This window comes from Streptomyces sp. NPDC001599 (assembly GCF_042893535.1).
In the GTDB taxonomy this organism is placed as follows: Bacteria; Actinomycetota; Actinomycetes; order Streptomycetales; family Streptomycetaceae; genus Streptomyces.
In genome coordinates this window covers 237,935-262,889 of sequence record NZ_JBIAVA010000010.1, presented here as the reverse complement: position 1 = coordinate 262,889, position 24,955 = coordinate 237,935, and the positions used below count along the sequence as shown (strand labels likewise).

At 68.6% G+C, this 24,955-nt stretch carries 25 protein-coding genes; 16 read left to right on the top strand and 9 right to left on the bottom strand.

Annotated features, from left to right (window positions below; genetic code table 11):
• Positions 1-28: 28 nt before the first annotated feature.
• From ACFYZ3_RS25810 to ACFYZ3_RS25785, 6 genes are all read right to left on the bottom strand, one after another.
• Positions 29-280 (bottom strand): hypothetical protein, encoded by a 252-nt coding sequence (locus ACFYZ3_RS25810; RefSeq protein ID WP_388522134.1) that lies wholly within the window; start codon positions 278-280, stop codon positions 29-31.
• 57 nt (positions 281-337) lie between these two features.
• Complete coding sequence (locus tag ACFYZ3_RS25805; RefSeq protein WP_388522131.1) at positions 338-1,264, bottom strand: type II secretion system F family protein; 927 nt, start codon at positions 1,262-1,264, stop codon at positions 338-340.
• Complete coding sequence (locus ACFYZ3_RS25800) at positions 1,261-2,262, bottom strand: type II secretion system F family protein (RefSeq protein WP_388522262.1); 1,002 nt, start codon at positions 2,260-2,262, stop codon at positions 1,261-1,263. The genes ACFYZ3_RS25805 and ACFYZ3_RS25800 overlap by 4 nt, the downstream gene beginning before the upstream one ends.
• Positions 2,263-2,335: 73 nt before the next feature.
• Positions 2,336-3,643 carry a CpaF family protein gene (locus ACFYZ3_RS25795; protein ID WP_388522128.1) on the bottom strand — a complete coding sequence of 436 codons (1,308 nt, stop codon included), beginning with the start codon at positions 3,641-3,643 and terminating at the stop codon, positions 2,336-2,338.
• Entirely contained in the window at positions 3,640-4,506 is an 867-nt protein-coding gene (locus tag ACFYZ3_RS25790) for a hypothetical protein (protein WP_388522125.1), read from the bottom strand. Before ACFYZ3_RS25790 ends, ACFYZ3_RS25795 begins: the two co-directional genes overlap by 4 nt.
• A gap of 18 nt (positions 4,507-4,524) precedes the next feature.
• Positions 4,525-5,244, bottom strand: a complete 720-nt coding sequence (locus tag ACFYZ3_RS25785) for a hypothetical protein (RefSeq protein ID WP_388522122.1) — start codon at positions 5,242-5,244, stop codon at positions 4,525-4,527.
• Between the two features lie 501 nt (positions 5,245-5,745).
• Between ACFYZ3_RS25785 and ACFYZ3_RS25780 the strand changes: the two genes are divergently transcribed.
• The 3 genes from ACFYZ3_RS25780 to ACFYZ3_RS25770 are packed head-to-tail and all read left to right on the top strand — an operon-like array spanning position 5,746 to position 8,362.
• On the top strand, positions 5,746-6,675 hold the full coding sequence (locus ACFYZ3_RS25780) for a hypothetical protein (protein ID WP_388522120.1): 930 nt from the start codon (positions 5,746-5,748) through the stop codon (positions 6,673-6,675).
• A 32-nt stretch (positions 6,676-6,707) separates the two neighbouring features.
• On the top strand, positions 6,708-7,478 hold the full coding sequence (locus ACFYZ3_RS25775) for a hypothetical protein (RefSeq protein ID WP_388522117.1): 771 nt from the start codon (positions 6,708-6,710) through the stop codon (positions 7,476-7,478).
• Entirely contained in the window at positions 7,475-8,362 is an 888-nt protein-coding gene (locus tag ACFYZ3_RS25770) for a hypothetical protein (protein ID WP_388522114.1), read from the top strand. Before ACFYZ3_RS25775 ends, ACFYZ3_RS25770 begins: the two co-directional genes overlap by 4 nt.
• A gap of 27 nt (positions 8,363-8,389) precedes the next feature.
• Here ACFYZ3_RS25770 and ACFYZ3_RS25765 read toward each other — a convergent pair whose 3' ends face one another.
• Both ACFYZ3_RS25765 and ACFYZ3_RS25760 read right to left on the bottom strand, forming a co-directional pair.
• Entirely contained in the window at positions 8,390-8,977 is a 588-nt protein-coding gene (locus ACFYZ3_RS25765; RefSeq protein WP_388522111.1) for a hypothetical protein, read from the bottom strand.
• The gene (locus tag ACFYZ3_RS25760; protein ID WP_388522109.1) at positions 8,964-9,596 is read right to left on the bottom strand and encodes a hypothetical protein; all 633 of its coding nucleotides are present in this window, start codon (positions 9,594-9,596) and stop codon (positions 8,964-8,966) included. The genes ACFYZ3_RS25765 and ACFYZ3_RS25760 overlap by 14 nt, the downstream gene beginning before the upstream one ends.
• Before the next feature lie 141 nt (positions 9,597-9,737).
• Between ACFYZ3_RS25760 and ACFYZ3_RS25755 the strand changes: the two genes are divergently transcribed.
• The 12 genes from ACFYZ3_RS25755 to ACFYZ3_RS25700 all read left to right on the top strand — a co-directional run bounded on the left by ACFYZ3_RS25755 (position 9,738) and on the right by ACFYZ3_RS25700 (position 19,258).
• Positions 9,738-10,409 carry a hypothetical protein gene (locus ACFYZ3_RS25755; protein ID WP_388522106.1) on the top strand — a complete coding sequence of 224 codons (672 nt, stop codon included), beginning with the start codon at positions 9,738-9,740 and terminating at the stop codon, positions 10,407-10,409.
• On the top strand, positions 10,406-11,491 hold the full coding sequence (locus ACFYZ3_RS25750; RefSeq protein ID WP_388522103.1) for a hypothetical protein: 1,086 nt from the start codon (positions 10,406-10,408) through the stop codon (positions 11,489-11,491). Before ACFYZ3_RS25755 ends, ACFYZ3_RS25750 begins: the two co-directional genes overlap by 4 nt.
• Positions 11,491-12,204 (top strand): hypothetical protein, encoded by a 714-nt coding sequence (locus tag ACFYZ3_RS25745; protein WP_388522100.1) that lies wholly within the window; start codon positions 11,491-11,493, stop codon positions 12,202-12,204. The genes ACFYZ3_RS25750 and ACFYZ3_RS25745 overlap by 1 nt, the downstream gene beginning before the upstream one ends.
• 206 nt (positions 12,205-12,410) lie before the next feature.
• Entirely contained in the window at positions 12,411-12,710 is a 300-nt protein-coding gene (locus tag ACFYZ3_RS25740; RefSeq protein WP_388522097.1) for a WXG100 family type VII secretion target, read from the top strand.
• A 4-nt stretch (positions 12,711-12,714) separates the two neighbouring features.
• Entirely contained in the window at positions 12,715-14,070 is a 1,356-nt protein-coding gene (locus ACFYZ3_RS25735; protein ID WP_388522094.1) for a hypothetical protein, read from the top strand.
• Between the two features lie 9 nt (positions 14,071-14,079).
• A complete protein-coding gene (locus ACFYZ3_RS25730; RefSeq protein ID WP_388522092.1) occupies positions 14,080-14,493 on the top strand; it encodes a hypothetical protein in 414 nt (137 codons plus the stop codon).
• Between the two features lie 85 nt (positions 14,494-14,578).
• Entirely contained in the window at positions 14,579-15,112 is a 534-nt protein-coding gene (locus ACFYZ3_RS25725) for a hypothetical protein (protein WP_388522089.1), read from the top strand.
• 42 nt (positions 15,113-15,154) lie between these two features.
• Complete coding sequence (locus ACFYZ3_RS25720) at positions 15,155-15,796, top strand: hypothetical protein (protein ID WP_388522086.1); 642 nt, start codon at positions 15,155-15,157, stop codon at positions 15,794-15,796.
• Positions 15,797-16,002: 206 nt separating this feature from the next.
• Positions 16,003-16,308: a hypothetical protein gene (locus tag ACFYZ3_RS25715; protein WP_373901298.1), complete on the top strand. Its 306-nt coding sequence runs from the start codon at positions 16,003-16,005 to the stop codon at positions 16,306-16,308.
• Between the two features lie 2 nt (positions 16,309-16,310).
• Positions 16,311-17,528, top strand: coding sequence for an enoyl-CoA hydratase/isomerase family protein (locus ACFYZ3_RS25710; protein WP_388522084.1), 1,218 nt, complete (start codon positions 16,311-16,313; stop codon positions 17,526-17,528).
• Positions 17,529-17,580: 52 nt separating this feature from the next.
• Positions 17,581-18,495, top strand: a complete 915-nt coding sequence (locus tag ACFYZ3_RS25705) for a hypothetical protein (protein ID WP_388522082.1) — start codon at positions 17,581-17,583, stop codon at positions 18,493-18,495.
• Positions 18,496-18,547: 52 nt separating this feature from the next.
• Positions 18,548-19,258, top strand: a complete 711-nt coding sequence (locus tag ACFYZ3_RS25700) for a hypothetical protein (protein WP_388522080.1) — start codon at positions 18,548-18,550, stop codon at positions 19,256-19,258.
• 529 nt (positions 19,259-19,787) lie between these two features.
• Here ACFYZ3_RS25700 and ACFYZ3_RS25695 read toward each other — a convergent pair.
• Positions 19,788-20,090: a WXG100 family type VII secretion target gene (locus ACFYZ3_RS25695; RefSeq protein ID WP_016326975.1), complete on the bottom strand. Its 303-nt coding sequence runs from the start codon at positions 20,088-20,090 to the stop codon at positions 19,788-19,790.
• A 285-nt stretch (positions 20,091-20,375) separates the two neighbouring features.
• On the opposite strand from ACFYZ3_RS25695, the gene ACFYZ3_RS25690 reads away from it, so the two are divergent.
• Positions 20,376-24,953, top strand: a complete 4,578-nt coding sequence (locus ACFYZ3_RS25690; RefSeq protein ID WP_388522077.1) for an FtsK/SpoIIIE domain-containing protein — start codon at positions 20,376-20,378, stop codon at positions 24,951-24,953.
• The last annotated feature ends 2 nt before the right edge of the window (positions 24,954-24,955 follow it).

The following is a 24,955-nucleotide window of genomic DNA, read 5'->3' as shown; positions in this document are numbered from 1 at the left end:
CCCGTGTACCCCGTACGTCCGACCGGCCTCAGCAGGTGCCGCTCGCGTCGGCGCCCTCGATGCACTCGCCGACGCCTTCGGCACCCTTCTTCATGGCCTTGGTGATGATCGCGGCCACCACGCCGACGAGCGCGACGACGACCGCCGAGATGATCACCCACTCGACGGCGGACGCGCCGCGGTCGAGTTCGCCGGAGCGGACTCGCTGTACGCGGCCCTGCAGGAAGGTGACCAAGAAGTCCACGGCCGGGATGCCGGTGCGGAAGTTCCGTCCGTTCATGGTGATGTGTCCTTTCGAATCAGATTCTGGAAGCGGCTCGGAGCTGGAAGAGCTGAGTCACACCTGAAACACCCGCATCGCCGCCGGATAGATCAGGAACACCAGGAACCCGGCGCACAGCAGGAGCTGGGCCACGAGCATCGACTGGGACTTCTCACCCGCGCTGCCCTCGATCTCGGAGAGTTCGCGGTGGCGCATGGTCTCGGCACGGGAGGCCAGGGACTCGCGGACCTTGGCACCGTCGTCCGCCACCAGGGCGAGGGAGGTGGAGAGGTCCTTGAGTTCCTCGACGCCCAGTTCGTCGCCCAGCTGGCCGAGCGCCTGCCACTGGCTGATGCCCGTGATGCGCGCGTCGGCCAGGGCGTTGCGGATGCGGTGGGTGGCCCAGCCGTCCGACACCTCCGCCGCCGCCATCAGTGCCTCCGGCAGACCGCGGCCGCCGGCCAGGCTCATGGAGACCAGGTCCAGGTACGCCCCGATCACGCGCCGCAGGTCACGGCGCTTGTCGGCGGCGTCCCGGCGTACCTCCAGGTCGGGGAGGAAAAAGAAGAGCGCCGCGCAGAGCAGGGCCAGCCAGACCGGGATGATCGGGCTGCTGCCGAAGCCCAGCTGCCAGACGATGGCGAACAGGAGCGGGCCGAAGAACAGGCCGCCCACGGCCAGCAGCACCTTCGTCGCCAGGAACTTCTCCCAGCTGCGGTCGAGCACCGCCAGGTCCGCGCGCAGCGAGCGCTGCTGCCAGCCCTGTTGCATGTACAGCTCGGCGACACGGGCGCCGACCTGCGCGCGCAGCGAGTCGAGACGGCCGGTGGTCCGCGCCGTACGCGACGACGACGACTCGTACGCCGCCCCACGCGCCCTCATCGCGTCGATCCGGGCCACCTGCTGGATCGGGCTGCGTCTGCTCGGCATCAGGGCCCGGACCAGGGCGTAGATGCCCAGGCCGATGACGGCGCCGACCAGGACCGGCATGGTCACGTTCATCGTCGTACCCCCTCGTCCCCAGACGCCGGCGACGGCTGTGCCGGTTGCGGCAGGCGCTGTACGGGCTGTCCCGGCTGGCCGGAGGGGCCCGGCCCGCCCGGCGTGCGGGGGCGCACGAACTGGACGTCGGAGCCGTCCCGGACCAGGAAGCGTTCCGGCGTCTCGATGGTCGACAGCTTGCGCATCCACCAGAAGCCCAGGGCGAACAGACCGCACACGCAGGCCAGCACGAGCTGGCCGACGGGTGAGCTGTACGGCTCGACGAAGTCCCGGTTGAAGATGGACAGGCCGAGGACGAAGAGCACCGACACCGCGACCACGATCTGCACGGACCGGCGGGTCGAGGCGCGCTGGGCCATCACGCGCTGGCGCATGTCGACCTCCTCGCGCGCGGACTTGGCGAGCGCGCCGAGGACCTGCCGCAGACCCGGGCCGCGCAGGCGTGCGTTGAGGATGAGGGCGGCGACGATGATGTCGGCGGACGCGTCGTCGATCTCGTCGGCGAGGTGCTGGAGTGCTTCGGGCAGCGGGGTGCGCGAGCGCAGCCGGTCGACCAGGGCGTCCAGGTGGGGGCGGAGTACGGGCGCTGCGGCTCGGGCGGAGGCAGGGATGGCCTGCTCCAGGCCGACCGCGCCCGCGATGGTGTCGCGCAGCGACTCGGTCCAGGAGGCGAGGGCCTCCACCCGCTTCATGGCGGCGCGTTCCTCGGCGGCGCCACCGAAGAGGCGGTCCCAGAAGAAGACGAGGACACCGGCGGCGATGCCCAGGACCGCCCAGCGGGTCAGGAGCAGGACGACGAGGCCGACGAGGGCCGCGGCGGAACCGCGCCGGCCCGCCCAGCGGATCAGCTCGTTGACGCGCTCGCTGGCCTGCCGCTTCTCGTGCTCGGGCTTGGCGGGCAGTCCGCGTACGGCGACGAGGAAAAGGGCCAGGCCGCCGCCGACGGCGACGCCGCAGCCGAGCGCGTACAGGACGGTGGTGGAGAACAGCCCGCCCATGGAGCCGAGCGAGTCCAGTGCCGCGAGCGTGGTGGTCATGTCGTCCGTGTCGCTCATGCCGCTCATCTCCGTCTCACCCCCACGTTCCGTTGGGCCGGTAGCCGTAGGCGATGAGTTCCTCCAGGCAGGCGATGGGGGCGTGCGGTACGACCTGGCCGTCGGCCGTCTCGGCGAACACCTCGCTGGACAGCACCCGGCCGTCGACGCCGTTGACCTCGCGGACCGAGGTGACCATGCGCTGGAGGCGGCCGCCGCTCTGGAAGTCGTTGCGCCGCTGGACGAAGACGACGAAGTTGACGGCGCCGGCCACCAGCATCTGGCTGGCCTCGATCGGCAGCCGCTCGGTCGCCTGGAGGGCGTACGTGGAGATGCGGTTGAAGACCTCGTGCGAGCTGTTGGCGTGGATCGTGGAGAGCGAGCCGTCGTTGCCCTGCGACATCGCGTTCAGCATGGTGACGATCTCGTCGCCGAGCACCTCGCCGACGATGACGCGGGAGGGGTTCATACGCAGCGAACGGCGGACCAGCTCCGCCATGCTGATGGCGCCCTGGCCCTCCGAGTTGGGCAGTCGCTCCTCGAACGCCACGACGTTGGGGTGGAGTTCGGGGAAGGTGTCGAGGCCCAGCTCCAGCGCACGTTCCACCGTGATCAACCGCTCGTGCGGCGGGATCTCGTTGGCGAGGGCACGCAGCAGCGTCGTCTTGCCGGCGTTGGTGGCACCCGCGATCATGATGTTCTTGCGGGCCCGGACGGCGCAGGCCAGGAAGTGGCCCAGCTCGGGGGTGAGGGTGCCGTTGCCGACCAGGTCGGAGATGAAGACCTTGCCCAGGCGGGCGCGACGGATGGAGAGTGCCGGACGCCGGGCGACGTCCATGACCGCCGACAGACGCGAACCGTCCGGCAGCCTGAGGTCCAGCTGCGGGTTGGCGGAGTCGAAGGGGCGGGAGGACAGGCCCGAGTAGGCACCGAGGATCTGGATCAGCTCGATGAGTTCCTCGTCGGTCTCGGCGACCGGCTCGCCGCGCGTCTCCCGCCCGTCGGAGTAGCCGACGAAGACGTGGTCGCAGCCGTTGATGTCGATGTTCTCGACCTCGGGGTCGTCGAGGAGCGGCTGGAGCCGCCCGACGCCGAAGAGCGCGGCGTGCACGGCGGCCGCGTACGCCTCCTCCGTCTCCGCGTCCAGCGGCGTACGCCCGGCGTTGATCTCGGCGCGGGCGTATTCCTCGAGTATCTGCGCGATGACGGCGCGCGCGTAGTGCCGTTCGTCCTCGGTGGACATCGGCGTGACGCCGCTGACCTGGTCCTGGCGGCGCTGCTCGGAGATGCGGTCGCCGGCGTCCTGCCGGAACCGCTTGACCAACGAGTGGTCGACAGCGGTCATCGGCCGGCCCCCGCCTGGCCGGACATGCCGGCGGGACCTGCGGTACCGGGACCGGCGGGCATGGACCAGGCGGCGCCGAACTGCTGGTACAGGTCCGAGGTGACCTTGCGGGCCGAGCGGATGAGCAGCGACTTCTCCAGCCGCCCGCGCCTGCGCCCGGCCAGCTGGTCGGCGCCGGCCGGGTCGTCGGCGATCGTGCCGACCACACGGGCGCCGGTCTGGGCGTGCACCAGCATGTCGTTGACCTGGCCGGAGAGCTTGGCCGCGTTGTTCGTGTCGGCGACGAGGACGACACCGACCAACGGCAGGCCGAGGCCGGCGGCGCCCCGCGATCCGCCGTGCAGCTTGTTGGACAGCGCGGCGGCACGGTCCCGGACCCGGGCGATGGCCTCCGGCTCGGTACGGGAGAGGAGGAGGACGAGGGAGGCGTGCGGGAACAGCTCGGTCGCCGGGGAGTCCCCGCTGACCCGGCCGCAGTCGGCGATGACGTCGGCGGGGGCGTTCGGGGAGTCGGCGAGGGAGGCGAACGCCCGGCCGAGGATGGGCCACAGGCCGGCGAGCCCGGCGGCCTGCTCGGAGATGCCGAGGCCGACGAGGACTTCGAGGCCGCCGCTGAGCGGCTGTACATGGTCCCAGAGCTGGTCGGGCACGAGACCGCGGCGGGCGGTCGCGGCGATCGACAGCATGCCGGTGTTCGGATTCAGCGGACCGCCGTGCGCGGCGGCCGACCGGTACACCAGGTCGCCGCCCGCCGGGTCGGTCTCGGCAAGCAGGACACGGCGCGGCCAGACCGCCGCGAGGGCGACGGCCGCGGTGGTGACGCCGGGGGAACCCTTGTCGGCGGCGAGGGCGATGAGGGCCATGGCTTCTTCGGTCGCCTTCTACTTGCCGGGAACGCGCACGAGGGCGACCTCGCCGGCGGACGAGGCCGACGCGAGTGCGGCAGCGTCAGCTTCGTCGACGAGGAGGGTGATGGACTTGCTGCCGGTGCTCACGGTGGCGTCACTGTCCCCCTTGACGCTCTCCACCGAGGCGTTCGCGAGGAGACCATTGCCGGAGGAGGACGACGAGGCGTCCTTGTCGGACGAGTCCGAGCCACTGGAACCACTCGTACCGACCCGGTACGCGGCGACCGTGTCACCGCCCTTGATGCCCGCGTAGTACTGGCCCTCCTTGAGAGCCAGTCCGACGGACGCCTTGCCCTCGGGTGTCTGCGCCTTGGCACCGAACATCTCACCGACGACGACGGTGCCGCTGTAGATCGTGGACTTGGCCTGAAGCTTCATCAGGCTCGCGCGCTGGTCCCACGGCACGAAGTGGGCGCCGGAGTCGTCGTTGACCATGACGACCTTGATGTTGTCCTTGGTGATGGACTCACCGGGCTTGATGTCCGCCGTCACCTGGATCGCCTCGATCCGGTCACCGACCTGCAGCACCAGCATCGTCGCGCCGAGCGCGCCCAGCAGGATCAGCAGCACCGCCAGCGCGGCCAGCGCCGGTTTGCGCTCGCGAGGAGGGCTGGGAAGCCGGTCACCGACCGACGGCTGAGCCGGAGCCGCGGAACGTCCCGCGCCCGCCCCCGTACGCTCCTGGATCTTCACGCAACCGCTCCCCGTACAACCAAGAAAATTGCCTGCCACGTACTTACTCGGGCACCGATCGCCCAAGTACGCAGAATCGTCTGCAATTTCGGACACTTCACCCGTGACCGCCCGACCGATGGCGTCCCGGGGCATCCCCGTACGCACCCGCCCGAGCTGGGCGAATAGCCAGCAGTAAGGCGAGTGTCAAGCCATCGCACCGTATCAGCCGCACATAAGCCCCTCAAGGCATGCCCTCCCCCGCCCGCGCACCCCGTCCACCGTTACTCATCTGCAACTTCGCGCTCACGGAACCCCCTTGAGCACGGCCCCTGGAGCGGCCTCTCCCACTGTGCTCGCGCGAATCAAAGACGGCCAGGGCCGGACGCCTTCCGCATGCGGTTCGTCACGGTGCACCCATGACCCCTGCACGATTCACTCACGAGAGCCCCGACCGCCCGTGCCATGATTTTCGTCCGGATCAGTGACGGTACGCATACGCAGCGGGAGCGGGGGATACGGATGGGGCTACTTCCGGTGAGCGGGGCGGCGTTGAGAGCCGACGCCCGGGTTCGGGAGGCCGCGCGGGACATCGGCACGCGCTACGGCGTCGACTACACCGACGACGCGGCCGTGACGGCGCTGCTGACCGAACGCCGCAAGTCCCTGGAGACTGAACAGCGCCGACCGGCGGCCTATCTGGGACTGCTGACGCTGATGGCGGGCATGTTCCTACCGTTCGGGATCCCGCTGTCCCCGGCGCTTGACGCCCACCTGTTCGCCGTACTGGGTGCCGCAGGCGGCCTGACCGTCGTCGGCGCGGCTCTGCTCGTACACGCGCGAGCCCAATGGAAGCGCGCACTGCGCAACGGCCCCTTGGCCGGCTACCGCGAGGTCCTCGGCGTCGCCCGCGCCCACGGCATCCCTCTTGCGCACATACCGCCATGGCTGGAGGGCCGGACGAACGGTGGAGGCGGAAAGGGCGCGGCCCCGATCCCGACGTACCCGCCGGTGGAGCCGGCACCGGAGGCCCACGCGGAGACGGAGACGGCATCCTCGCCCTCACCCTCGCCCTCGCCCTCGCCCTCGCCCACCGTGCCCGCCCCCGCCCCTGTCCCCGTCCCGCCGAAGCCCTGGGCCGTGTCGCACTACGAGCACACGGCGGACGCGGGCGGCTGGCACGACGAGGTGGGCTGCCTCCTGGTCCTCGCCGGCGCGGGCGGCGTGACCTGGGCCGTCACCGTGGGCACTGGGGTCGGATACGCGGCCCTCCTCCTCGTACCCGTGGCCATCTGGATCTGGCTGGCAGGCCATCGCCAGGGCCGCGAGAAGGAGGAGTTGCGCGAGCAGGCCCTCAAGTACGTCAAGGAGCTGGAGGCGGCACAGGCGGCGGGCGCGCGGGTTCCGGAACTCTCCCCGCAGCTGCGCGCACTGCTCGACGACACCCACTGACCCGCCCCCGCCTACGGAGCAACGGAGTACCCGTGAACCGCCCCACGTCCACAGCCCTCGCCGTCCTGGCCCTGCTGTCCGTCGCCGCGCTCACCGCGTGCGGAGGCAGCTCGGACCCGGACGCGGCGACCGACGAACCGAAGGCAGGCTCATCGACGTCCGCCTCCACGGCCGAGGCGCCCACCCCCGCCGAACACCTGGCTGCGACGGTCGTCACGAAGTCCGACACCAACGGCTTCGAGGTGGAGGAGCCGGACGACGAGTACGCCTTCGCCAAGTCGACGGACGAGGTGACCGTCGACAAGCCCGTCTGCGCACCCCTCGCGTACGCCATGAACCAACTGCCCCTCGGCACCCCCGAGGCCGATCTCACCCGGCTGACCTCCGGCCCGACGGACGCGCCGACACAGCTGACGAAGGGCGTCACCTTCACCTACGTCACTCTGGCGTCCTATGCCCCGGGGAAGGCTCAGTCCACCTTCGCCGACGCGCGGACGGCCGTGGACGCGTGCGGGGACGGCTTCACGGCCAAGGCGAACGGCAACGAGAGCCCGTACGACTCCGTCACGGCGGAGAAGGTCGCCCCGGCCGGTGACGAGTCGCTCGGCTTCACGTCCACGATGACCTTCCGTGGTGTCCCGCACGTCCTGCACGGCGAGGTCGTCCGCACCGGCGACGTCCTCGCCGTCTACTTCTCGGTCGACGGCATGGCGATCGCCAACGGCAGGCCCAGCGACGCGAAGCTGTCGCCGACGGTGGTGAAGGCGCAGAACGGCAAGCTGGCGGCCGGGTCGGGATCATGAGAGACCTCCGGTTGCGCATCGCGGCCGGTGTCACCGGAAGCGTGATCGCCCTCGCCCTGACGGTGCTACTTACGGTGTCCCGGCCCGAGCTGTTCGAGTGGGCCCTGGCGAAGGCCGAGGAACGGGACCGGACCGGCGAGGCCCTCATCTTCGCCTGGGCCTTGATCGCGCTGCCGGTGACAGGGCTGCTGCAGACACCGGTGGCGCGAAGGCGTGGGGCGCGGATCGGCGCGGGCTGGGTCCTCCTGGCCGGCTACTGGCTCTTCGTCCTGCTCCTGGCCCCGGCGGCCTGGCAGGCGGAAGGGCTGTTCCCCGCGCCCGACGGTCCAGGCAAGAGCGGTGGCGTGTTCGGAGCGGCGATCGGACTGGTGATCGGCACACCGGTGTATGCGACGCTCTCGGGGGCGGCCTTCCGTACAGTGCGGCGGCCTGAGGAGAACCTGGGCGGGCAGGTGCGGGGCCATGTGACGGGCCTCGTCGTCCTCACGAGCGTTCTGGGGGGTGCCGTCGTGGGCCTGGCTTATGGACTCGGCTTCCCTCTCCCGGCCGCGGGCGCTCCCGCCCTCATCCTGCCGGGCGGCATCCTCTGGGGGCTGCACGTGGGCGCGGCCCTCGGCTACTTCGTCGCGGCCCCCTTGCAGCCGTCGCCTGCCCCGCGTCGTACGGCGACCGCCACGGCCCTCACCTTCGCCCGCACGGGCGCCGCCCTCCTCGCCTGCTGCCTGTGCGTGTCCCAGCTGGGCTGGGTGCTGCCGGGGTGGGCGGTCGCGGTGGTGGGGGTGCCGGCGCCGTTCTTGCTCTTCGTGTGCGCGGTGCGGTGGGAGTGGCTGGGGCGGTGGGTGAGCTTCCGGACAGTGGAGATATCGAAGGAGGCCTTCGCGTGAGGTGGGGCCGACAGAGCGTACCCACCGCTAGCGGCGGGCGGCGCGGCTCTTCCCCTTGCCCTTCCTGCGCAGCTTCCGCAGGCGTTCACGTTCGCGCGCACGGCGCTCCTCGAGCACGGCACGGCGTCGGCGGTAGGTGAGCCATCCCACGACGGCCACGCAACCGATGTACACGAAGAGCGCGGAGCCGGTGCCGGGGACGTACGCGCAACCCGTCTCATAGGACCGGCAGTTCTTTCCCCGCAACCCGCTGATCAGGAAGAAGACCGGCACGACGGCAGCCGCAGCGCACGCACCCCGGGCAACTCTGCGCAGAACCCTCCCCGACGCCTTTCCGGAGCCGTTCGCGGTGGAGCTCTCGAGCCTCCTTGACAGGGCGCCGCCCCACCCGAGGAGGGTGACCAGCCCGAGGGCGACCCCGATGCCCCACGACCCCCCGGGCAGGCCGTAGAGCACGGGCGCGCTCTCGCGAACGGCCCACCTCATCCCTCCGAACGCGCCGACGAGCACCGCCGCTCCGACCGCGACGAGCAGCACGAGTCCGACGCCGTCGCGCAGTCGGAACCGACGGTTGCTATCCGTCACCGCGTCCCTCAACCGCTCACGCTCCGTCATACGCCCGATCCCACCTGCTCTGCCGCACGGCGCCCCAGGTGCCCATCACGACGGCCGCCCCGAAGAGCGTCGCCAGGAGCACGCCGTTGGAGCTGGTGTGTCCGTCGTCGGGACTCGCGACACCTTCGGGGTCGTACCGCACCTGCAGCTCGTCGCCCTTCGACGTCGAGTCCCAGCACCCGTCGCTCTCCGAGAGCGAGGGCGAGACATCCCGTCCGTCTACGGTGCGCAGTTCGCAGTGGTTGGTACTGCTGTAGTCCGCGCTGACGACCACGACGTCGCCCGACACACCCCGGTCCGCCAAGGCGACCGAGTCCCCGGCGCCCGTGCCGAAAATGCCCAGGGCCACTCCGGCGATCAGGGGCACGATCAACTGCCACGCCACTTTTCGCTTCTTGCGCGGCACGCGGCGCAGCAGGAGTACCGGAACCAGGAGCGACGCCAGCGGAAGGATCAGAATGGCGAACAGGCCGCCCACCCCACGCACCACGGCCGGAAGCGGCACGACGGGCCCCAGCCAGGCCAGTCCCAGCGAACCCCCGGCGCACAGCAGGCTGAACGCCAGCCACCGCACCAGGTCGGACCTGGCCGTCCTGCCCCGGGATATGACGTCCGCCACGTGACTCCTCGCCCCTCGCTAGCCCCTCGCGTGTCCGGAACACCGTAGCGATTCCCGAGGCAGTTCACTCTGGCGAAACCGGGAAGCACGCAGATACCGTCAGTAGCCTTGACCTCACTTCTGTCTCACGGGGAGTCCACTGTGAAGCGCCGCTCTTTGCCCGTTGCTGCCGCGCTCGCCGCCTCAGCCGCCTTGCTGCTGACGGCCTGCGGAGGCGGGGACGACAAGCCCAGCGACAACGACAAGATCGCGGGAGCGGACCAGGGGTCTGCGACCCCGAGCGAGACAGCCGAGCCCTCGGCGGCGCCGGCGGAGGACAAGCCGGACGGCGTCGACGTGTCTCTCCCCAAGGACATGAACCTGGTCTTCGACTGGGAGACGCCGAAGGACAAAAATGAAGCGGCCGCCATGGAGGATGCGGCGAACTTCATCCGCGCGATCTATCGGGGCGTCGACAAGCGAACGGCCAAGGACGCCGCCGTGGCCGCATACGCCACCGGCGGTGGTCTGCACTACGCCGAGACGCAGATCAACAGTCGCATCGACGGCGGATGGACTTCGACCGGCACCCGACGTCACTACGACGTCGCCACTCGATCCGCCTCCAACGGCAACTCGGTGGAGGTCGCGTTCTGCGTGGACTCCAGCAAGTTCTACGGGAAAGAGGTCAAGACCGGGAAGGTCCTCAAGAGCGAGCCCAGCATCGCCGACTTCGACCACTTCGAAATCATCATGGTCAAGTACCCCACGGCAGAACACCTCTGGCAGGCCTCCAAGGTGTTCGTCGAGACGAAGGCGAAGCAGTGCCAGTGAAGGGGGTAGTGCGTACGACATTGGGCGCCGGTACAGCAGCACTGATACTGGCCTTCGGCACCGTCGTAATCGGTGCGCCGGTCCACGCCGCGGAACCGACCGGGAACGACCAGGGCGCCGGCACCAAAGAGGACGGGGGCCGCAAAGGTTCCGGCATCTACGCCGCCGTACGCATCGAGTACTCAGGATCCGTCGCCCCCGACGGCAGCAAGGGAAACGTGACGTCCGCCGACGTCAACTGGACTCCCCCACCCTGCTGGTACGCCCCCTATCTCGGTGCCAAGGACTTCAAGAAGAAGATGTCCGCCGAGATAGAGGAGGCCGCGAGCGCACCCGGCATGACCGGGACCCCCGCCGCGGCGATCGGCCAGACGAAGGCGCACTACGAGGACGAGTACGGCTGGACGGACACCCCCGGTTACAAGGACTACAACGTCGCCAAGGACGGCGAGGGCATGTTCTGGGCCGGTGTCGAGAATCCCGACGAGCCCGACTTCCTCAAGCGGAACTCCTGCACCGACCTCCCGTTCTGGGTCGACAACGGCGAGGCCCCGCCGCCCCAGTACGAGGAGGCCATCACTCCGGAGGTTCTCGCCGCCCTCGCGTACCAGCACATGGAGCTGCCCGGCACCGAGGTCACCCTCGCCCCCGCCCAGACCACGAAGGTGAACCTGCCGACCTGGGCCTGGCTCGACAAGGCCGACTTCCACGAGGTCCAGGCCACGGCCGCCATCAACGCCCCCGGCTTCGCCCTCACGGCCACGACCACCGCCAAGCCGGTGTCCCTCAAGCTGGAGCCGGGCACTCCGGATGCCGAGACCTACCCGGCCTCCGGCGAGTGCACGATCAACGACGACGGCTCCATCGGCGAGCCCTACGCCAAGGGCAACGCCGACCGGACCCCACCCTGCGGCATCAAGTACCTCCGCTCCTCCGGAGACGGCACCTTCGACCTCCAGGCCACCATCACCTGGGAGATCGCCTGGACCGGCACCGGCGGTGCGGGCGGCGACCTGCCCGACGGCACCTTCGAGAACGGACAGGCCGTCACCGTCCAGGAAATCCAGGCAGTCAATCGCTGATGAGGACCACAGGACTCGCCAAGGTCGCGAAGACACGACTCGGCCTTGAGGCCGACTGCGCCGCCTGGTGCCGGATCAGCAGGGTGCCTGGTCCGCCCGCGGACGTGCACGAAGCTGCGGGCGGAGCACCCGTACGCCCCGCGTTCATCCGGCCGCTCGGCACGCTGGGCGTCGCGCTGGTGGCCCTCCTCTGGCCCTCCGCGGCGCTCCTGGCGTTGCTCGCTTCGCTGGAGGACCTGGCGGAGTGGCTCCTGAGCTCCAAGGAGCGCGCCAGGTCCCGGGCCCGGGCTCGGGACGACGAGGAGCGGAAGAAGGCCATCAAGGCCCACGCCCTGGATCAGCTCTTCGACGGGGACTGGACGGCGGCGGCCGGACAGTTCCTGCTGAGCTGGTACGGACACTCCTCGCATCACAAGCGCCTGCTCGTACTGACGCCGGAGCACATCGTGTTGGCCGCTCCTCCCAAGCGGGTGTCCGTCCGGCAGACGGAGCGCATGGTCGTCGTTGCCGAGATTCCGGCGTCGGAGGCCCGGGTGGAGGATCCGCTCCTCGGTGTCCATCCCAGTGACAGGCTCCGCGTCGTGTTCTCGGACGGGTCGTGGCTGACCGTCATCACCGACGAATCACACAGCGAGGTCCACAAGCACCTGATGCGACTGCCTCGCGTGCACAACGCCCGCGATCGGCATTCCCCGAGCGTCTCCGGGGCCTGAACAACGACGCGCCTCAGTGTCCTGAGCCTTCACCAATCACGACACGGTCAAGACACGCGTGCGCCGTACGTCACAATTAGACCAGGTTGCGAAGCAGTTCGCTCTGGCGAAACTGATAACTCCCCCAGTAGCGTCTGACCTCTTGACCAAAACTTTGCCTCACGGCGCACGCCGCAGAATGATCAAGCACGGGGGAAGGAAGCTGCGTGAGCGACCCGGACCTGACGGTCGACTTTGAGTTCCTCGCAGACTGCGAGCGCAAGCTCGGCCAGCTAAGAACGACCTTCAAGGACATCAAGAACCGCCGGGACGACATGAAGGAGCACTGGGGGTCCGGTGCCGTCGCAGGGGCCATGGAGGACTTCGTCGACAACTGGGACGACTACCGCACCAGGCTCATCGAGTCCATCGAATCGGTCGGCACGCTCGTGGCCGGAAGCAAGAAGGCGTTCGAGGACCTCGACAAGCAGTTGGCCGAGGCGAACAAGAAGAAGCAGAAGAAGTGACGCCATGACACCGACTTCCAAGCGCCGCCCGGTGGACTGGCAGCCGCTGTGCGAAGCCGATCCCGTGCCCGGGGATCCAGAGGAGATCCGTGCCGAGGTCAAGCACATGATCTCGGTAGCCGAGAAGCTCCGTGACCAGGCCAAGAACCTCAAGGCGATCGGCGACGACGAAACCCTTAAGGGCAAGTACGTAAAGACCCTGCGCGACGAGTCCTCCACGCTGGAGAAGCACATGCGGGAGGTAGCCGGCCGATACGAGCGTGTGCACGGCCACCTCACCAAGTGGTCGAACGAGCTGGAGGACTTCCAGGGCGACGCCGACAAGATCCTGCGCGAGGCCAAGGCGAAGCAGGAGGAGGTCGAGGCCGACAAGGCCAAGAAGTCCGGCTCAGAGGACACGGACGTTCCGCAGACGCCGCCCAGCGGCACCAGTCCCATCGACGACCCCCTGCAGTCGTACCGCACTCGGCTGCACACCGTTACCGGCGACCGGGACGCCCGGGCCAACCACTACGCGGGCAAGATCCGCGACGAGATCGACGACGTGATCGAGGACTCGTGGTGGGACGACGTCAAGGGCTGGGTCCATGACCACGCAGACCTGATCAAGGCCTTCATCGATATCCTGGGGTGGGTCGCGACGGTGGCCGGTTTCGTGGCTCTCGCCATTCCCTTCTTGAATTTCGTCGTCCTCGGCATCGCGGTGCTCACGATCGGACTCAGACTCCTGCTCGTGGCATCCGGCGATGCCACCTGGACGGATGTCATCTTCGACGTCGTGGGTGGGCTGCTCGTGGTGGGCGGACTCGGGGCTGCCGCGAAGCTTGCCAGCGGCGCCAAGGCGACCGTGGGCGCCGCTCAGACCGCCCGAACAGCCGGCCTGAGCCGCGGACTCAGGGGCGTCAAGGGCATCCTGGACGACACGGGGCGGATGATGACCAAATTGCCGCAAGGACCGGGGCGGCAGGCCCTCGGAGCGGCCCGTAACGCGATGCGCAAGTCCATCTCCCAGAACGTCGGCCTGGTCGTCAAGAATCCGCTGAGGGTCAGCCCTTTGTCGACGCTGGTACACCTCGGCGACAAGGAGATGGCCGGCATGGCGAAGATGCTGCAGGCGAACAAGGCCGCCTTCCCGGCGGCCGCGGGGGCTGCGGCGGACAAGGCGTACAGGTCCTATCAGGTGGGCCTCGGCATCGCCTGGACCGGCATGGGGATGGACGTCATGGACAAGGCGCTAGGAAAGAGCGACCTGACAACCGTCACCGACAAGGAGTTCGGAACCGGTGAGAAGCCGTACAACGCGGCGTACTCGGACTGGAAGGACAACACCCTGAAACCCGCCCCCGACACCCACTGGTAAGGAATGACCATGGACCTGAACTCGGCGCGACGCATTGTCGAGTCCGAGGCCGCCCGCACCGGTCTTGGCACCGGCCCCAACCGGCGGCTCCGGCTGACGTTGATCATCGGAATGCCGCTGTTCCTGCCGGTGTTGGGAATCATGATCCTGGTGCCGAAGCCACTGATGGATGACGTACTCCGTGTCTATGAGGCTGGGATCATCGGCTGCCTCATGCATTACGTCTGGGTCTTCGCGAAGTACCCACGATACGCGGACCGTCCACCCTACCTCACCCGGGATCTCGCCATGGGCGGCGGATTCTTCTTGCCCGCGCTGTTCTTCGGTTTCTGGCCGGGCATGATCGCCGCCTTGGGGTGGTCTCTCTTCGTAGGCGTTACCTATGCCGTGGAAGTGAAGCGGGGACGCCATGTCAACCCCTGAGCACTGGCGGCCTCCGAACGGTTTCAACCTGGTACCACCACCCGGCTGGGATGTGATTCCACTACACACGGGAACCGAGGAGGCGATGGACCGCATCGTCCGCAAGGCCGTCGCACAACTGCCCGTCAGCTTCCCCAAGGACGACATTCCGAAGGCGCGGCTGAAGCTCACCCAGGAGATGAAGAAGGTCGTCCGCCGGGCCAGAGCCAAGGGAGGAATGACCCTCTACCTCCCCACTGAACGCCTTCATGGCGTCGCGCTGCCGGTCTCGATCGTGGCCTCTGAACCGATCGAGATTCCGCGGGTCAGACCCCACAGCGGCCCGGAAGCGGTCCTGGCCGCGCTCGCCTCCGTGACTCCGGGCGCCGAGACGCGAGAACTCGACGGCACCGCCGCCCTCCGCTCCGAGCGGGATGTACCCGCCGACACGTCTGAGGGAGTCGACGTCGCTCACCGTCGGGTGGAGTACTTCGTTCCGGTTCCATACAGCGCCCCCGACCAGTACCTCACCTTCTCGTTCAGCGCCCTGATCGCCCCAGGCTCGGACCCCACCTTCTATGACATCCTCGTGGAGTTGTTCGATGCCGTGATGGGCACCTTCCGCTGGAGCTACGCCTAAAGGTTCCGTTTCTGCTGTGCCCTCCGAGGAAAGAGACCGATCATGTCCGAAGGCCCCCTTTGGAGCACCGACCTCGGCGCTCCTCTCCACATCGATACGGATGCCGACCCGGGCCTCTGGGGCTATCTCCACCTCCATATCGACAAGAAGAATTTCAAGGAATGGCTGGATCTGCACCTGACCGGCCTGGCCACGATCCACCAGATCGAACTCACCCGCAAACTCCGCCGATTCCACAAGAGCTTCTACGAACAGACGATCGTCACGCTCCGGGACAAGCTAGAGGCCGACGAGGCGTTCATCTATCACCCTGTGCCGCTGACCTACATGCCGCTGGTGATGCACGCCACCCGCATCCACTGCGAGGCTCATGACACTGCCTCTTGTGAGGGATTCACCGCATTCACTGTGCCGCACCCGGAAATCCCCGAGTGGCAGCAACGAACCGGCAGTATTCCGTTCGCCTCCCCGCATCTGGGCGAGGACGGCATCCGGGTCACCCGCTCCTATCCGGCGGACAGCTCCATCATGATGACCTCGGTGACGTACCACTGGCACACCCCGCCCGGAGTCCCCGACGTCTGCCTTCGGGGGCACCACGACGATCCGGAAGTGATCGCCGCGGCGATGGAGGCATTGGACGACTTCGCGCGGACGCTCCGGCTTCCGGGGACGGCGCATTGACCTGTGGCGCAGGGCGCGTAGCGGCGAGTGGGCAGCCTGTCCGAGAACCTCCTTGGGACCGAGGCCAGAGAAGGCCGTTCGAGTACGAGGTCTGACCTGGGCCCGCGGTGTGGCAGCACTTGACCAGTTCGCGGTGGCGAAATCGTGCGCCCGATCGATACGGTCAGTGAGCTTGCCCCCAACGCCCGGAGGGACTCGACCGCCGCATGAGCGACCTGACACTCGACGACACCATCTTCCAGCATCTGAAGGAGACGTTCTCCACCATCAGCGACCGCATGGAAGCCACACGCCGGACGTTGCGCGGCACCGACGCCTCGGCGGTCGGTGAACCGAAACTCATCGACGACGTCCAGGACTTCGCGGATGAGTGGGGCTACGGGATCAAGCAGCTGGGCAAGCACACACAGGGCGCCGTGAAGATGATCAACCACATCGGCGACACGTTCAGCGATCTCGACCTGGAGCTGGCCGAGTCCCTCAAGGCCGCCAAGGCCAAGAAGGGGAAGTAGACGTGGCCGGTACGCGTCCCGCGTTCCCGAACATAGGCTGGGACCCCACCCCTGGAGATGTCGAGGACACCCGCGACATCGCCAAGAAGCTCGGTGGTCTGGCCAGTGACCTGGGCACCGCGGTGAGAGAACTCGAGCGCATCGAATGCGGCGCCTGGAAGGGCAAGACCGCGATCGCGTTCACCGAGTACATCGGCGAGGACGTCACCCCGCTCATCCGCAAGAGCTTCGAGTCCTTCGACAAGGCCTCGCGCGCGTTGCACCGCTGGTCCAACGAGCTGAAGGAGTTCCAGGACGAGGCGAACCGGCTGGAGAAGTCGGCCGGCGACAAGCTCGACGCGAAAGCCGACGCCGAGGCGAAGGCCGAAGGCAAGGGCAGCAAGGAACTCGGCGAGGCGTCCAGCGCGGTCGACGGAGTCATCCAGAAGGTCCACGACCTGGAGGAACGCTTCAGGGAAGCGGCCCGCAGCATCGGCAAGGAGCTGGACAAGGCCGCCGACATCGCCCCCAACGAGCCCGGCTTCTGGGACAAACTCGGCAAGGGCATCGCCGACGCCTGGGACGCCACCGGCGACTGGCTCAAGGAGCACGCGGATCTGATCAAGGCGATCGGTGACGTGATGAGCGACATCACGGCAGTGCTCGGCATGCTGGCCATCGTGACCCTTCCCTTCCCTCCTCTCTCGGCGATCTTCGGAACGGCCGCACTCATCGGCGCCGGGTTGTCGCTGGCGACTCACGGCGTAGCGAAGGCGGCCGGTGCCGACGTGGGCTGGGGACAAATCGGCTTGGACGCCGTGGGGTTGCTGCCCGGCATCGGCATGCTCGGCAAAGGAGCGAAGGTCGTCGGCGCGGCCAAGGCGGCCTCTACCGCGAGTCGGCTGGGCAAAGGATTCAAGGCCACCGAAATCGGTAGAGCACGTGTGCTGCTTTCCTTCGGAAAGGAATCCGCCAATATCACAGGCGGCCTGGGCAAGGCGGGCCTGGTGAAGATCGGCGGGTTCTCCGACGAGGTCTTCGAGGTCGCGCACTCGACCAGCGGTCTGATGTCGCGCATGGGCGGCCTGTCCTACGCCGGCTACCACCCGGGCCAGTTGATCGGGACGAAGGGCGCGAACCTGATACCGGGTGTGAATCTGGATTCCTTCAGTGCTGCCGGAATGGCGTTGGACGCCGGTCTCAAGGTCGCTCCGAAGATCTACGGGCATGTGACCGACTGATTCCCCGGGAGCACATCACCCCTATGTCCCCTATGGAGAAGGAACGACGGCGATGACCCTCTGGCTACCCCCTCAGGGGGAGACTCTCCTCGCTCGCGCGCCCGTGGTGTTCGCCTCCGGCGCGGCCATGCGGGTCAGAGGAAAACGTTGGTTTCGCGACACAGAGCGCAACGACATTCAAGGGCAACTGCCCGACTGGCCGGAGGGACCGACGTACACGGAGCGGTCGGCGGCCAAGGCGACCGCACTGAACACGCTCAAGGGCACGGCGATCGCCGCGATGACCGTGGCGTGGGGAGCGCTGTCCTCCCAAGGGGGGAGCGTCGGAGGGCCGTCCGGGAAGACGGGTGCCGACATCTCTCACGACCGTGCGGACGAGGTCGAGGACTTCCCGGTCGTCTGGGCCGCCCCGGGCACCACGGCTCGGACCTTGCCGTGGCAGTTGGATCCGGGCCGGACCTCTCCTGATCACTACCGCACGCACGCGGTCGTCACGGACCGCCGCATGGTGATCGTCGGCTTCCCGTACGTCAAGGGAGACGACACCCTCATCGACGACGAACCCTTGTGGGAAGTTGCGCGGTCCGGCATCAAGAGTGTGGAACTGCGTGACTTCAAGGTCGGCAACGACGTGAAGATCCTCTTCACGGACGACTCGTGGGTCAGATTGAGCAGCGTGAAACGAGAGAGGCTGACTCGCTACCTTCTCGAGCCGCTTGATTTCATTCCCCTGGACTCCCTGACAACCGCTCAGCGGGAAACCGCGGAGCGGTTCGCTTCAGCACAGGCACCAGACGCCCAGGCCCCGCTCGTCAAGCAGAACACATGCGGCTGCTTCCGCGTCGAGGTATTCGCCCCCAGCACGGTTCACGCCTTTTTCGGGCACTCAGGCCTGAACACCGTCATGGACGCCGACGGCACCGAACTCAGCCTGACGGAATATCACCCGGACGACTTCCTCACCTGACAGGATTACAAACTGCGAGCCTCACACCGGACGAGAACGGCACGAATCACTTATGACGTCTGACATATCCATTCCGCAGGCCGCACGGCGAGGGGACGGCCTTCCACCCCTCTGGTTCGTTGCCCCGGAGGGATTCTTCGCCCTCCCCCTGGACGCCACTTGGGAGGGGCGCGTCGAACGCGCATCGGCATTGGTACGGGAGCTGTACTCCCGTGGTGACGAGAGCATCTGGCAATCCGCTGCCCCCCACTACGCGGCCATGGGCGAACTGATGGCGTCCACAGGCCTTTCCTACGCCGCCGTGGGCTTGTTCTCCACGGCCGACACCGACACGACCGCGGATGCCGACGAGGGGATGCGGTACGAACCCTCCGAGGGTGTCGCTCACTGCGCCTTTACCCTGGGAATCATCCCGACCGGCCAGTCCGAGACCGACACCGACGTGGTCGCTCAGGGCATCCTCGCGACTCTGTCCGGCGACCCCTACAACGACGCCATCTGGGTCGACCTTCCCTGCGGCCCGGCGATCTCCTGCATCACCCTGCGTGAGTACCCTCTCGATCCGGAAACCACGAACGACTCCAACGAGACGAAGCTCCTCACCGGCCAGATCCAGGTGCACGTCCCCTTTCCCACAGGCCCGTACACCGCGGTGTTCACCCTCAACACACCGTCCATGGACCATTGGACCGAGATCTACCGCCTGATGTCGGCCATTCTCCAGACGCTCTCGTTCCACGATCCTCTGGGCGACCAGGTCTGAGAAACAAGGACGAGGCTTGTTTCGGTGACTCCGAAAGCAGAAGTGAGTTGACGGGAAAGTCATCGACCTCGTTGGCGGGGTCGCCGGGTGTGTCCGTACCGGAGTCGGGAGCCGAGGGGGCGTAGCGACGTTGCCCCCGCAGCGCCGCGGGCCGCTATGACGGTCACCTCGGTGACCTTTGCGGCACCTCTCAGCAAGCGGTGTGCGACGGTGTTACCCATCGACCGAGGAGTGAAGGACGGGCCCTCCGGCCACCCCGGAAGCTCGTGCTGGATGTCGTTGCGCTCCGTGTCACGGAACCAGCTCATTCCCCGTACCTGTGGCGCCGCACCAGTCGCGAAGGGGGCGGGCGCGCGTGCGAGCAACGTTTCCCCGGAGTCCGGCTGCCAGACGTCCACGTGCACGTTTCCCTTCGGATACGGCGATCGCTGCGGCCCTCCGACTTCCGCGGAGTCCGCGAAGGACGGCCCTCGGAACAGGGCTCCGAGGGCCGCTCCGAGCGACAACACGCATGCCTATCGGCAAGGAGTCACTTGCTCCGCGCCTGCTTGGCCAGCTCGTCGTCGATCTGCTCGAACTTGTCGGCCGCCATCGTGAGGTAGTCGCCCATGCCGTCGAGGCCGTCGAGGGTGTCCTTGGCGCCGCGGGTGAACTCGTCGAAGTTGTCGTCGAAGGCCTTGGAGGAGGACTTCGTGACGTAGCCCGACTCGACCAGGTTCGCGATGTACTTGCGGAGGCCGTCGAGCTTCTCCTGGAGCTTTTCCTTCTCCTTCACGACATGCTTGGCGGCATCCCGCATGTCCTGATATGTAATGTCAAGGTCTTTGGGCATGAAGCCGCTTCCTCTCACAACGCCGCAGGGCCAGCCCCCGTGGCTCCTCGTTTGCGGATCGAACCGGCGCACCGGTCACGCCGGTCGTATGACACGACCGGTGTGATCGTCCGCTCTGAGGCAGCAGCTTACGGGGGAGGCCAGTGGTGTCACATCCCTGCGTTGCCAACGGGAACGTCCGGTCACCGCCCTGTTGCCGGACCGCGACACCCAGCGGATATCGTCGCCTGGACTGTGAGCCGTGGTGTGGAAGCGGCCGCAGGGGCTCGCCTGGGGAGGACAAGCGTGCGACTGACTCTGACCGTCGTCGATCCGTACGGCGGGAGCTCCGCCGACGTCGTGCTCGACGCGGATCCCGAGTCCACCGTCGGGGACATCGCCGAGGAGCTGGCCAAGCAGGTCGGGGTCGCGGGCGCGCAGGTCATCCCCATCGGACATCAGGGCCAGGCGGGAGCCGGCGGTGCGCCGCTCGTCTACGTCGACGGGTACGCCGTCGATCCGTCCGCCACGGTCATCGGGTCGCCGTTGCGCGAGGGCGCCGTCGTCAGTCTGCAGGACCCGTCCGGGTGCCTGCCCGGAGAGCCCACCGGGCTAGTGGAGTTGCGGGTCGTAGGCGGGCCGGGTGCCGGGTTCGTGCACCGGCTCGGGGTGGGGAAGTACGACATCGGGAGCGGACCGGCCGCGTATGTCCGGATCGAGGATCCCGAAGTCGAGGCCCGTGCGCTCACCCTCTCCGTCTCCACCGACGGGACCTGCAAGGTCGCCGTGCACGGAGACAAGGAGGGCGTCACCCTCGACGGGGAGTCCGTCAAGGAACGGGACGGCGACGACTGGCCGCTCGGGGCGCAGATAGCGGTCGGGAACTCGCTCGTCGAGCTGGCCCGGTACGCGCCGCCCAACGCCGCGCTCAAGTGGTCCGAGGACGGGGTGGGACTGGACTACAACCGGCCGCCCCGGCTGCGGCCGGCCGAGCGGCAGACCAACTTCCGGCTGCCCTCGTCGCCCCGCGACTACGAGGCCCGGCCGCTGCCCTGGCTGATGGCGTTGACGCCGCTCGTCGGTGCCGTGGTCGCCGTGATGGTGTTCGGGCGCTGGTACTACCTGATCATGGCCGGTCTCAGCCCGATCCTCCTGTTCGCCAACTACTTCAACGACAAGAAGCACGGCCGCAAGTCCCACGCCAAGCAGGTCAAGGAGTACGAGGAGCAGAAGGCGCGGATCGAGAAGGACGCCCAGGACGCTCTGGTCGCCGAACGGGACGACCGGCGGCAGGCCATTCCCGATCCGGCGGTCGTGCTGTCCGTGGGGACCGGGCCCCGGACGCGGTTGTGGGAGCGGCGGCGGACCGACCGTGATCATCTGCTGCTGCGGGTGGGGACCGGGCAACTGCCCTCCGAGGTCGTGCTCGACGACCCCGAGCAGGACGACCACCGGCGCCAGGTCACCTGGAAGATCGAGGACGCGCCCGTGGCACTGTCGCTGCGCACCCTGGGAGTCGTCGGCATCGCGGGACCCGGGGACTCGGCCCGGTCGCTGGGGCGCTGGGCGGTCGCACAGACCGCCGCGCTGCACAGCCCGATGGACGTGCAGTTCTACGTGCTGAGCGAGAACTCCGCCCAGGGCGAGTGGGACTGGGTGCGGTGGCTGCCGCATTCCCGGCCCTCCGGGGGGCAGGACGTCAACGTCCTCATCGGTACGGACGCCGAGACCGTCGGTGCCCGCATCGGCGAGCTGACGCAGATCCTCGACGCCCGCAAGAAGGCCGCGGAGCAGAAGGGCGGCGGAGCGCAGGGCTCCAGTTTCACCGATCCGGACATCGTGGTGGTGTGGGACGGCTCGCGGCGGCTGCGGTCGCTGCCCGGAGTCGTACGGCTGCTGCGTGAAGGGCCGGCCGTGTCGATGTTCGCCGTGTGCATCGACGCCGAGGAACGGTTCCTGCCGGGTGAGTGCCAGGCGTTCGTCGTCGCCGAGCCCAAGGCCGAGGAGAGCGGGCCGCAGCAGCGGGACGAGCAGGCACAGCCCGCGCAGCAGGTCGCGGGGGGTTTCCCGTCCTTCCAGGCGTGGCACACCAACGCCCCGGCCGAGCCCGAGCAGCGGGCCCGCGCCGAGAAGCTGCGGCTGCGGGTGGAGGAGGCGGGGGTCGAGCGGATCACCGGCGTACGGCCCGACTTCGTCACGCCCGCCTGGTGTCTGCGGCTGGCGCGGTCGCTGTCCGCGCTGCGCGACATCAGCGGCGAGACCGAGGACTCCGCGCTGCCCGGGGCGAGCCGACTGCTCGACGTGCTGCAGCTGGAGCCGCCGACGGCCGACGCGATCGGCGCGCGGTGGCGGATGGGCGGGCAGTCGACGATGGCCGTCATCGGCGAGTCGTACGACGGCCCCTTCGGCATCGACATGCGCAAGGACGGGCCGCACGGCCTCATCGCCGGTACGACCGGTTCCGGCAAGTCGGAGCTGCTGCAGACGATCGTGGCCGCCCTCGCCGTCGCGAACACACCCGAGAACATGACGTTCGTCCTCGTCGACTACAAGGGCGGCTCCGCGTTCAAGGACTGCGTGAAGCTGCCGCACACCGTCGGCATGGTGACCGACCTCGACGCGCACCTGGTGGAGCGGGCACTGGAGTCGCTGGGCGCCGAGCTGAAGCGGCGCGAGCACATCCTGGCCGCCGCCGACGCCAAGGACATCGAGGACTACCAGGATCTGGTGCGGAGGGACCCCTCGCACGCTCCGGTGCCTCGGCTGCTCATCGTCATCGACGAGTTCGCCTCCATGGTGCGCGACCTGCCCGACTTCGTGACCGGGCTCGTCAACATCGCCCAGCGAGGACGTTCGCTCGGCATCCACCTGCTGCTCGCCACCCAGCGGCCCAGCGGTGTCGTCTCCCCCGAGATCCGCGCCAACACCAACCTCCGGATCGCCCTGCGCGTGACCGACGGAGGCGAGTCGTCGGACGTCATCGACTCGCCCGAGGCCGGGCACATCTCCAAGAACACCCCGGGCCGTGCCTACGTACGCCTCGGTCACTCCTCGCTCGTTCCCTTCCAGTCGGGACGTGTCGGTGGCCGTCGGCCCGGTGCCGCCGATCCCGCCGCCCTCGCACCCTGGGTCGGACCGCTGGGCTGGGAGGAACTGGGCCGGGCGACGCTGACCAAGCCGAAGACCGAGTCCCGGGAGGACGACGAGATCACCGACCTCAAGGTGCTGGTGGACGCGGTGCGCGACGCCAACCGGTCGATGGGCATCCCGGCCCAGCACAGCCCGTGGCTGCCCGCGCTGGACGAGAAGCTGCTGCTGGACGAGATCGAGGTCCCGGCCCTCGCCGGCGCCGTGCCGGGCAAGCTGCCGCCGGCCCCGTACGGCATCGAGGACCTGCCCTCCGACCAGGCCCGCCGCCCGGTCGTCGTCGACTTCGCGAGCTTCGGGCACCTGATGATCGGCGGCGCTCCGCGCAGCGGCCGTTCCCAGGTGCTGCGCACCATCGCGGGCTCGCTGGCCCGCACCCACTCCACCGCCGACGTCCACCTCTACGGCATCGACTGCGGCAACGGCGCCCTCAACGCGCTGACCCGGCTGCCGCACTGCGGCGCGGTCGTGGGCCGCAACCAGACCGAACGGGTCGTACGGCTCGTCAACCGGCTCAAGGGCGAGCTGTCGCGTCGTCAGGACCTGCTGGCCGACTCGGGGTTCGCGGACATCGGTGAGCAGCGTGCCTCGGCGGAGGAGGCCGATCGGATGCCGCACATCGTCGTCCTGCTGGACCGCTGGGAGGGATGGGTGCCCACCCTCGGCGAGGTCGACCACGGGTCGCTGACCGACGAGTTGCAGACGATGATGCGCGAGGGTGCCAGCGTCGGCATCCACCTGATCCTGACCGGTGACCGCACCCTGCTCGTGGGCCGCATCGCGACTCTCACCGAGGACAAGTACGGTCTGCGCCTGGCCGACCGCAGCGACTTCGCCTCGCTCGGCATCCCCACCCGCAAGGTGCCCGAGGAGATCCCGCCGGGCCGCGCCTTCCGCAACGAGGCCGGTACGGAGACGCAGTTCGCGCTGCTCTCCGAGGACACCACCGGGCAGGGCCAGGCCGCGGCGATCACCGCGATCGGCGAGGCCGCCACCGCCCGCGACACCGACGTCCCGCGCGCCCGGCGCCCGTTCCGCGTCGACAGCCTGCCCAGCCGGATCTCCTTCCCCGAGGCCTGGGAGATGCGCGACCCGGAGGCGTCCCGCTCCAAGCTGTGGGCGCTGATCGGCATCGGCGGCGACGAGATCGTCGGCTTCGGCCCCGACCTCGCCGACGGCGTGCCGTCCTTCGTCATCGCCGGGCCGGCCAAGTCGGGCCGCTCCACGGTGCTGATGAACGTCGCCCAGTCGCTCCTCGCCCAGGGCACCCGTCTGATCGTGGCGGCGCCCCGCCAGTCGCCGGTGCGCCAACTGGACGGCGCGGAGGGCGTGCTGAAGGTCTTCACCGGGGACGACATCGACGAGGACGAGTTCGAGGAGCTGATCGACGGAGCAAGCCTGGAGGAGCCCATCGCCGTGCTCGTCGACGACGGCGAGATCCTTGAGGACTGCGACGCCGAGAGCCAGATGAAGAAGATCGTCTCCCGGGGCGCCGAACGCGGCCTCGCCCTCGTCATCGCCGGTGACGAGGAGGACGTGTGCAGCGGCTTCTCCGGCTGGCAGGTCGACGCCAAGAAGGCCCGCCGCGGCATCCTGCTCTCCCCGCAGGAGTCCTCCAGCGGGGACCTCATCGGGCTGCGCATCTCGCGCCAGATGGTCGGCGGCCAGGTCACGCCGGGCAAGGGCATGCTGCACCTCGGCGACGGAGAGCTGCGCACGGTCGTGGTGCCGGGCTGAGG